Below are 9,466 nucleotides of genomic sequence, written 5' to 3'. Positions count from 1 at the left end.
ATTTTATTGTATCAGGCTGAAATGAAAGTAAAATAATTCCGTTTTTTTGGTTTGGCTTAAGATGTGAATTTTATGAATCGGAATTTGGTTCTTAGTATTATAACTTAATAAACATCTTAATTTTAAACAGTCGTCATATGAAAGGTAATTATCATTGGTTATTTTTTATGTAGAAAGAGTAATGATATTTCATTGTGTGATGTTATATATAACGAAGCATTTTATGATGACTGAGGGGGCTTCATATCTATATCTGTCGTTTTCCAAGTTGTAGCTAACAAAACTACAACTTGAAATTTATTGGATATTTTTCCTTCTGAGGAAAAGATAAGCTAACTTTGCACCCAGCCTTTTTTAATCAAAAAGGAACAGATGAATTGATAAAGAAAAGTTAGCTTATTTTGTAAAAATGCGCCGTATAGGTGCCAGAATATTTGGGAAAATGCACACCCCATCAGGCTGACTAAAAAAGCGCCAATCATGTCAATTGGCCAATGAACGCCAACATAAACCCGAGCCCACACGATAGCACAAGCAATAGCCATCAGACACAACCCTGACCAGATACGGTGCCAGAAAATAAATGCAAGTGAGAACGTAAACACCGCTGTACCGTGGTTACTGGGGAATGAAGCTGTAGGCGCATGAGCGAGAAAGTTATAGCCAACCCCTTCTACAAACGGGCGGGCATGAGGAACAAGTGCTCCAATAATTGTTGATGCTGTTATGGCAAAGGCAAAAGCAATACAGGATTTACTGACAACAACACGTTGATGTGAGATGGCCTCTTTTTTCCCCCAAAGCCAGAAAACTGCCAGTGTTATGGGATATACATACACCAGATATTTTGCAATAAAGATTGAAAACATGATCATGCCTGATGATGAATCTGGTGTTGCATTGATAAGGTTAAACAAATCGTGGTTCAGTTGTTCTAGCAAAATGAGCCTCACACGTGCCTTGAAGTAAAAATGTGATAACGTGTTTATCAATTTATCGGTAAAAACAATAATTTTAGCATGTGGATCAGTAAAGCGATATCGCCTTCATTTGTTATTCTATTTAATGATTGTTGCAGTTGGGTAGGTCAATAATGTATTCATGATATGGGATAAGTTGTTTTTCACTTACTTAACACCCCACATAAACAAAAAACCCGATAGTCTTTAACCAAAGGGGATGACTATCGGGCTCCTCAATATGGGGACATCAAAGAAAAGCAGTGGCACTAATTGAGACTGTACGAAAACCTGAAAGTTCTCACGATCGTAAAAAAATTACAGAATTTTTTCTATCTGGTGAGCTTTTTGAATGGAGTGATCTGGAATTTCTTTTGGAATTAATGAGATATTTGCTGTTCAAGTTAAGAGAATTCTTTTGCCTGAACAGCAATGGTGCTGCGATTATTTATACAGTTCTAGATTTTCTTTGGCGTAGGCTTCAAAGTCAGTGCAACCGCCAATGTGTGTTTCATCAATGAAAATCTGTGGAACGGTCTCAACAGTTTTGCCTACTGTTTTTGACAAGTCTTCTTTGGTGATACCCTCTGCCAAGATATCTACATAGCGGTAATCAAAGTCTTCACGCTCTGTTTTTAATTTTTCAGCCAGTTCTTTTGCGCGGACACAGTATGGGCAACCAGGGCGACCAAAAATGACAGTGTACATATAAACTCCTTAAGTAGTAATGATCATGGGCTACATTGATATGTCATCTTGAGTTACTATGCCTGTAAGTGTCGGTAAAAAAAAGCAGGAATTTCCTTTCGCTTTAATTAGTCCTGCCAATACAATCGGTTCAGGCATGATTATCTGGTGAGGTATGGTCAAAATTTATCATCCGTATCAGATTTGGAAGGTGGTCAACAAATGAAGAAAAGTACATCACAAGAGATGCGTTCGTTGGCTGATATGCCAAAGATGGTTATCTTATTGGAAATATTGGGTATCGGGTTATTAGCGTTAGTCTATTTATCGATAACTGATAGTCTAATTCTATCACCTTTATTAATGACGACAGAAGCACACGTTGCTATGATCTTATTGGGTATCGGCTGTTTGATTCCCGCAGCTATCCATATTATCTGGCGTGCGATCTATAATCTTTCTTTCTTAGGTATTGATCATAAGAAAGAGGGCAGCAATCATCGGGTTGTCTCTGATGGAGAAAAAACAAAATAGGTTAACGATTTCATGTTGCTATCCTAATAGAGTGTTTTCTGAAGGTAGCAGGTGTCACTTTTAGTCATATGAGGTTGATTCAATGGATTCTATGGTTACCCCAAATTTAGCAACATTACGTAATTGGCTTGATAAGCTGAAAATTTCTTATTTTGAAAATGAAGCAAGCCAGGTATTACATTTGCCTCATATGCAGAACATTGAAGGCCTGTTTGATGCCAAGATTGATCTGCTGGGGGATGTTGTCTTTTTCTCCGCTTTGGCAGAAGTCAGGCCAACAGCGATCATTCCATTGGTTGCGAATCTGAGCCAGATTAATGCCAGTTCCCTGACTGTGAAGGCATTCCTTGATATACAGGATGAAAATTTGCCAAAACTTATTGTTTGTCAGTCATTTCCTATCGCAGCCGGTATGACATTCCAGCAATTCTCTCATTTTCTGAAACTCGGTGAGGAGCAAATTGCCAATGTGATCTTTGAAGTTCACAGTAGCAATTTCCTTTATGTCACGAGTGATATGGAAAGTGAAATGGAAGTTGAAGATGAAGAAGATGAGGCACAGGCTTCGACAGAAACATCAACGTTTACCTTGCACTAATATTTTTTAAGTGGTTTTTTACAATGCAGTGTGCGCAGTATACCGCGGGGCATTGTCACTCCTGCCAGTGGCTTGATAAGTCCTATTTAAATCAGTTATCAGATAAACAAGAACATTTACAACAGCTTTTACGAGATACTCCAAACACGCGCTGGCAACCCCCTGTTGCCAGCCAGCTTAGTGAGTTTCGTAATAAGGCTAAAATGGTCGTGAGTGGCAGTGTTGAGCGCCCGCTGCTCGGAATGCTGCATAGGGATGGCAGAACAGTCGATCTTTGTGACTGTCCTTTGTATCCGCAACACTTTCAGCCAGTCTTTGACGTAATAAAAATATTTATCGCGAAAGCGGGGTTAGTCCCATACAACGTTGCACGTAAAAAAGGTGAACTGAAATACATTCTGTTGACCGAAAGCCGGGCTGATAAAGAGATGATGCTGAGGTTTGTGTTGCGTTCAGAAAAAAAACTGGAACAGTTACAACGATCCTTACCATGGTTACAGGAACAGTTACCACAGCTGACGGTAATTTCTGCGAATATCCAACCGACACATATGGCGATCCTTGAAGGTGAAAAAGAGATTATTTTCACTGAAAAGAAAATGTTGAAGGAAAATTTCAATAATATTCCGTTGTATATTCGGCCCCGGAGTTTCTTCCAGACGAATCCGGCTATTGCTTCGCAGTTATATATGACAGCAGGGCAGTGGGTCAGGGAGCTGAATATAGGCAGTATGTGGGATCTGTTTTGTGGCGCGGGAGGTTTTGGTTTGCATTGTGCAGATAAAGAAACCAAGCTGACAGGCATTGAAATCAGTGAGGAAGCTATTGCCTGTGCCAGAAATTCAGCTGACAGTCTCGGGCTCAAACATGTTGAGTTTCAGGCTCTGGATTCTACGCATTTCGCCCTTGAGAAATCGCAAACTCCAGAGTTGGTATTAGTTAATCCGCCTCGAAGGGGAATTGGTAAAGAACTTTGCCAGTATCTTAACCGAATGGCACCTGAGTATATTCTTTACTCAAGTTGTAATGCGGAAACGATGGCAAAAGATATCACCATGCTTGAACGATACCGAATAGAAAAAGTGCAGTTATTCGATATGTTTCCACACACTGAGCATTATGAAACACTGGCTCTGTTGGTTCTGAAGAACGGTTAGCCCTCAATAAGGAATAGCTTCCATTGTTGGTAATCAGCAATGGAAGCAAAGATACATCATAAATAGTGGTTGGTTGTTTAATTGCGTTGTTCAAATGATAGTGTACGCCGTTCAAAAGTACGCATCAGCAATGTTAAAAGACCATTTATGCAGAGGTAAATGACACCTGCTGCAACAAAAACGGTTGCATCATAGCTGCGGCCAAATTGTAGCTGGCTGTATCCCATAATATCCAACAGAGTGATTGTACTGGCCAGTGAGGTGCTTTTGAAAATTAACACAACTTCGTTTGAGTAGGATGAGAGCGCTCTTTTGAAGGCATACGGTAGTAATATGCGCATAGAATGTGCCTGTGACATACCAAGTGCATAACAGGATTGCCATTGCCCTTCCGGGATTGCTTTAACTGCCCCATAAAAAAGTTGAGTGGAATATGCTGCGCTATTTAGCGCCAGTGTCACCATCGCACAGAGCCACGGCTCTGACATCAACTGCCATAACCACGGGTATGCTTTTATGGCTGGAAATTGCCCGGGACCATAGTAAATCAAAAAGAACTGTACGAGTAAGGGAGTGCCGGTGAATAGTGTTATATAGCCTTTCACCAATTGCGTGAGCACCGGCAGTTTCATTGTCAGAATGACCGTCAGGATGACTGATAGCATAAACGCCACCAGCAATGCTGTGAAAGTCAGACTCAGGCTGGTGTGTAGGCCCGGTAAGATATCCTTTATATACTCAAGCATCAGAAGCACTCCGTTCAAAATGAGTCGCACGTACTTCAAGTCGTTTAAGGATAAATTGGCTCACCAGTGTGATAACTAAATAGATGATTGCGGCAACCATGTACCAGGTGAATGGCTCTTGTGTGCGAGTGGCGATACTTTTTGTTTGTAACATCAAATCATTAACGCTTATTAATGAGACTAGAGCTGTGTCCTTTAATAAAACTAACCATTGATTCCCTAATCCGGGTAAAGCATGACGCCACATTTGCGGCATGACCAGCCGGGAAAAGATGCGGCTTTGGCTTAATCCCAGAGCCTGACCCGCCTCTCTTTGCCCGATAGGAATAGCCTTTAATGCCCCTCTTATTGTCTGGGATGCATAGGCAGAATAAAGGAGGGAAAGCGCAATGACACCGCACAGGAAAGGGCTGACGTCAAAATTATCAATTTCCATCTGTATTCTGAACTGCCAGACTACCAGATTGATATCAAAACCTTCAGATAAAATGATAAGAAGCTGTGAACTCCCGAAGTAGATAAAAAGAACCACCAGAATTTCAGGTAATCCCCGGATCAGGGTAACCCAGCAGGAACCTAAAAGTGCAAAGGTTTTCCAGCGGGAAGATTCCCAGCCAGCAAAAATCATTGCCAGAATCAAACCGGCTATAAGAGAGGAAACAGCAAGGCCGACGGTGATACCGGCGGCGCTAATTAAAGATTGAAATTCATTCATTGGAGTTCAATTAATTATTTTTGCCAAACCATTTTTCGTAGATGGTGTCATAAGTGCCATCCTGTTTGATTTCTGCCAGAGCCTTATTCAGTTTATTTAATAAGTCTGTATTGCCCTTACGAACAGCGATACCTAAACCTGTGCCAAAGTAATCTTTATCAGTGACTTTCTCACCAATGGTACCTAGCTCTTTATTCTTTTTCAGCCATTCATTGACAACAGCAGTGTCACCAAATATTGCATCAACACGGCCATTTTTCAGATCGAGAATTGCATTCTGGTAACTATCATATGGCACTGTTTCTAGCTCTTTATGCTGTTCCATCAGGTATTTTTGATGTGTCGTGCCATTCTGAGTGCCTACTAATTTGCCTTTTAATTCACCAATTTTGGAAAACTTGCCTTTGACAGTTACAAAATTGGCAGAGTTATCATAATAAGTATCAGTAAAATCAACTTGTTTTTTTCTGTCAGGTGTAATATCGATACCTGCCATTAACACATCAACGCGACGGAATTTCAGGCTAGGAATAAGACTGTCAAAGGCCTGATTGGTGAAACTACATTCGGCATTAAGTTTTTTGCACATAGCATCTGCCAGATCTACATCGAAGCCCTGAATTTTATTGTCATCACCAACGAATTCAAATGGAGGATAAGTTGCTTCAGTTGCGAAACGCAGAGTTTCTTTCTCCGCTGCGGTTGCTGATAGGGTGACAGTAGTTAATAAAGCTGCAAGCAAGAATTTTTTCATAGCCATGTCCTGTAACTGATGATCATGTGATTGATGGTTATTTTTCTGAAATTATCTGTATGGCTGGCTCAGTATGCCAAACTTAGTGTGACAAATAATGAGCAAAAGCTTCGGTTTGAGGCTTTAAAAAATGACTTGCATCACCTTTTTCTATAATTCGTCCTTTTTCCATGTAGATAACCTGGCTAGCCGTTTTACGGGCAAGTTCCACTTCATGTGTCACGATAATTTGGGTAATTCCTGTTTCTGCCAGTTCTTTTATGATGTTAACGACCTGAGATGTGATTTCGGGATCAAGTGCAGCTGTTGGTTCATCAAATAACAGAACCTGAGGTTCCATCATTAGTGCACGTGCAATAGCGACCCGTTGCTGTTGTCCCCCTGACAAGTGCAGCGGAAAGCGATTAGCGAATTCTTCAAGACGAAGACGGGAAAGTAATTTGGCCGCTTTTTCCATGGATTGTGGTTTGGATAACCCCTGCACCCGACAGGGAGCTTCAGTCAGGTTATCCATTACGGTTAAATGTGGCCATAAATTATATTGCTGAAAAACCATTCCTACATTCTGCCGCAGGGCACGGATTTCTTTTGCATTAGGAGGTTGTTTAAAATCAAATTGATGCTTTGCTACACTTAACTGGCCGGAACGAGGCATCTCGAGTAAATTCAGGACCCTCAGTAAGGAGCTTTTGCCTGCACCACTAGGCCCAAGCAGAACGACGGTTTCCCCTGATCCACATTCAAAATTGATATCAAACAGAGCCTGATTAGTTCCATAGAAACAATTGATATTTTTTAATTGGATTTTCATGCGAAAACTATGAATAGTTAATTAGTTGATGGGATATTAATCCCAAAGGAATAACTATGCAATAATGTGCGTGTAAAATCGTTGTTTTAGTCAGTTTTATGGATTTAATAATCAGACCGTGTTCTTTTTTTACCTTTTGTTAGATACTGTTTTTAGCATAAATATAAGCTTATTAAATAACGTTATGCGTTTATTTATATAAATCTATTGTGTAAAAAATGCGATAAATATAGGCGTCATCAGGCTTAAAATGAAACCGTGAACGATGGCTGCGGGTACAATACTTATACCCCCACAGCGCTGTAATATGGGTAATGTGAAATCGATTGATGCAGCTCCGGTTAAACCTAGTGCAGTTGAGCGATAGCGATTGATTAGCATGGGAAGGAGCATAATAGATGCCAGTTCACGAGCTAGATCATTAAAAAAAGCTGTACTGCCAAATACTGGCCCGTAGGCATCAGAAATTAAAATGCCGGAAAGAGAATACCAGCCATATCCGGATGCAATAGCCAGGCCAGTCTTGGTTGGTAAGCCAAGCAGGAATGCTGCTATCACGCCACCAATAAGTGAACTGATAGCGACAATAATCGCAACAACAGCTCCACGGCGATTCATGAATGTTTGCTTTAGGCTCAAGCCGTTATTACGTAGTTGGATACCAACAAAAAACAGTAAGAAAATTAATGTGATTTCACTGGCCTTACTGGAAAAATTAAACCATGACCATTCAGTCAGGCCGAGCAAAAAACCGAATATCAGTGCGCCACATAATTTGATGGAGTCAAGTGCCATATGCAGGCGGGAAGGGGGGCTTTCCTGTTTGTGTCCTGTAATAATCCACGGTTCTTTTTTATCCAGAAAAAAAAGCGCAAGCCAGTTAGTTGCAAATATGCACAGAAAAAATGTCATCGCATATAGTAGGATAGAAAGCAAATTACTACCCAGATTATCCAGCATTGCAAGACTGATCCCCATAAGCAGGAGAATGAGATAAACCATGACATTGAGCAATTGGTGAACTTTGGTAAGTATTGTTTTGTTATTTAGGCGAATCAGATAACCCAGGCTCAATGGAAGGAGGATAATTAGTAATCCTGAAAACATGTCACATATCCTTATAATAAACGTCTTTTAATCTGGCTTTATACGCTCGTCTTTCAAGTTGCTTTTTTGTTGAAGGGCATACTTCGAAATCCATTGGTATATCTTTGACTGGTCATAAAAACTAAAAAATCTGTAACAACAAATAATTCACACTACTATAACATGTAGAGGAAAGGGAAACCTACTGAAATTCAGCCCGTTTTTGCTATCCTGTCATTTTAGGTTCACAAAAAATCAAGTAAATTCAACGCAAAACAGGGTAATATCTTTTTGTATGGTATGGAACACGGCTGTCTTAGAGATATGCATCAGTTATGACTGATATTTGATGATAAAACTCTCCTGATTTTTACATCTGTTTCATTTAAATCCAATTGATTTACATCTCACTCAATTATATTTATTGTGACTAAACATGAGTAGGTTCTTAGGGGAGGGAGACAGTGAGGTTATCCGCTAAATAACACGCCACAAATAAAGGGGGAATTTACCTGTGGCGTGTGAATTACGAAACTATTGGTTACTCTTTTTTAATTTTGAGCCATCTTCCAAAGGAACAATAACACAGGCATGATTGCCTTTAGGACCTTGATTAACGCTGAAATTCACTTTTTGCCCGGCTTTCAGCGTCCTATAACCATCCATCTGAATGGTTGAATAGTGAGCAAATATATCTTCACCGCCACTTGCCGGGCAAATAAATCCAAAGCCCTTCGCATTATTGAACCATTTAACTGTACCTGTTTCCATACTTCTCTATCCCTCGTATTATGATTTCGGGTTTAGGAATCACTAAAAATTTCAGGATCATGAACAGTCGTCCAGCTAGGAATGGTGTTCATAAAATACACTGTAGTGAAATTCATTTTATCGTCAAGTGCTGAAGTTATGACAGGTTGTCTCAAATCGCTAAAGTTTGATATAGATAACGGTATCAGACTTTTAGGTGGAATACTGGCTCTGATCGTCTACGGGAATAAGCAGAGTGCTTTATGTAGTGATAAAATATATAGAGGTAGAACGAATTAGTTCATACTAAAATCCGATAGAAAGATAATACTCAGTGGAAAGACAATGAGTCAGTTTTATAACAGCCTGAATCTTGAAGAATTTATAGAAGACAAAGCAAAGCAAGCGCTACAGCCGCCATCTATGTACAAGATAATTTTGAATAACGATGACTATACCCCCATGGAGTTTGTGGTTGACGTATTACAAAAGTTCTTTTCTTATGATATTGAACGAGCAACGCAACTAATGCTGGATGTCCATTACCAAGGGAAGGCAATTTGCGGTATTTATACAGCAGAGGTCGCAGAAACTAAAGCTGCGCAAGTGAACATGTATGCTAAGGAGCACGAGCATCCATTACTTTGCACGCTGGAAAAAGTCTGATCT

General features: G+C 40.0%; 12 protein-coding genes. 4 read left to right on the top strand and 8 right to left on the bottom strand.

Annotated elements, in window-relative coordinates:
- Window positions 1-332: 332 nt before the first annotated feature.
- Together ybjG and AACX38_RS15045 are read right to left on the bottom strand one after the other, a co-directional pair.
- Complete coding sequence (gene ybjG, locus AACX38_RS15050; RefSeq protein WP_228864854.1) at window positions 333-941, bottom strand: undecaprenyl-diphosphate phosphatase; 609 nt, start codon at window positions 939-941, stop codon at window positions 333-335.
- Window positions 942-1,403: 462 nt separating this feature from the next.
- Window positions 1,404-1,667 (bottom strand): GrxA family glutaredoxin, encoded by a 264-nt coding sequence (locus tag AACX38_RS15045; protein ID WP_086953673.1) that lies wholly within the window; start codon window positions 1,665-1,667, stop codon window positions 1,404-1,406.
- A gap of 201 nt (window positions 1,668-1,868) precedes the next feature.
- Between AACX38_RS15045 and AACX38_RS15040 the strand changes: the two genes are divergently transcribed.
- The 3 genes from AACX38_RS15040 to rlmC all read left to right on the top strand — a co-directional run bounded on the left by AACX38_RS15040 (window position 1,869) and on the right by rlmC (window position 3,935).
- Entirely contained in the window at window positions 1,869-2,180 is a 312-nt protein-coding gene (locus AACX38_RS15040; protein ID WP_099121253.1) for a YbjC family protein, read from the top strand.
- Window positions 2,181-2,262: 82 nt separating this feature from the next.
- The gene (locus tag AACX38_RS15035) at window positions 2,263-2,778 is read left to right on the top strand and encodes a type III secretion system chaperone family protein (RefSeq protein WP_099121254.1); all 516 of its coding nucleotides are present in this window, start codon (window positions 2,263-2,265) and stop codon (window positions 2,776-2,778) included.
- 23 nt (window positions 2,779-2,801) lie between these two features.
- Window positions 2,802-3,935, top strand: coding sequence for a 23S rRNA (uracil(747)-C(5))-methyltransferase RlmC (rlmC, locus tag AACX38_RS15030; protein WP_228864852.1), 1,134 nt, complete (start codon window positions 2,802-2,804; stop codon window positions 3,933-3,935).
- A 77-nt stretch (window positions 3,936-4,012) separates the two neighbouring features.
- Here the strand turns inward: rlmC and artM are convergent, their stop codons facing one another.
- The 6 genes from artM to cspD all read right to left on the bottom strand — a co-directional run bounded on the left by artM (window position 4,013) and on the right by cspD (window position 8,818).
- Entirely contained in the window at window positions 4,013-4,681 is a 669-nt protein-coding gene (gene artM, locus AACX38_RS15025; protein WP_228864850.1) for an arginine ABC transporter permease ArtM, read from the bottom strand.
- A complete protein-coding gene (gene artQ / locus AACX38_RS15020; protein ID WP_228864849.1) occupies window positions 4,674-5,396 on the bottom strand; it encodes an arginine ABC transporter permease ArtQ in 723 nt (240 codons plus the stop codon). Before artQ ends, artM begins: the two co-directional genes overlap by 8 nt.
- Before the next feature lie 10 nt (window positions 5,397-5,406).
- A complete protein-coding gene (artJ, locus tag AACX38_RS15015; RefSeq protein WP_228864847.1) occupies window positions 5,407-6,150 on the bottom strand; it encodes an arginine ABC transporter substrate-binding protein in 744 nt (247 codons plus the stop codon).
- Between the two features lie 82 nt (window positions 6,151-6,232).
- On the bottom strand, window positions 6,233-6,961 hold the full coding sequence (gene artP / locus AACX38_RS15010) for an arginine ABC transporter ATP-binding protein ArtP (protein ID WP_228864845.1): 729 nt from the start codon (window positions 6,959-6,961) through the stop codon (window positions 6,233-6,235).
- 204 nt (window positions 6,962-7,165) lie between these two features.
- The gene (locus AACX38_RS15005; protein WP_228864844.1) at window positions 7,166-8,068 is read right to left on the bottom strand and encodes a lysine exporter LysO family protein; all 903 of its coding nucleotides are present in this window, start codon (window positions 8,066-8,068) and stop codon (window positions 7,166-7,168) included.
- Between the two features lie 513 nt (window positions 8,069-8,581).
- Window positions 8,582-8,818, bottom strand: coding sequence for a cold shock-like protein CspD (gene cspD / locus AACX38_RS15000; protein ID WP_099110679.1), 237 nt, complete (start codon window positions 8,816-8,818; stop codon window positions 8,582-8,584).
- A 324-nt stretch (window positions 8,819-9,142) separates the two neighbouring features.
- Between cspD and clpS the strand changes: the two genes are divergently transcribed.
- Window positions 9,143-9,463, top strand: coding sequence for an ATP-dependent Clp protease adapter ClpS (gene clpS / locus AACX38_RS14995; protein ID WP_099121262.1), 321 nt, complete (start codon window positions 9,143-9,145; stop codon window positions 9,461-9,463).
- Window positions 9,464-9,466 lie beyond the last annotated feature (3 nt).

The sequence above is a fragment of the Xenorhabdus sp. PB30.3 genome (assembly GCF_963895965.1).
GTDB lineage: Bacteria > Pseudomonadota > Gammaproteobacteria > Enterobacterales > Enterobacteriaceae > Xenorhabdus > Xenorhabdus stockiae.
The sequence above is the reverse complement of the archived record's forward strand: the minus strand, read 5'-3'. Positions and strand labels throughout refer to the sequence as shown.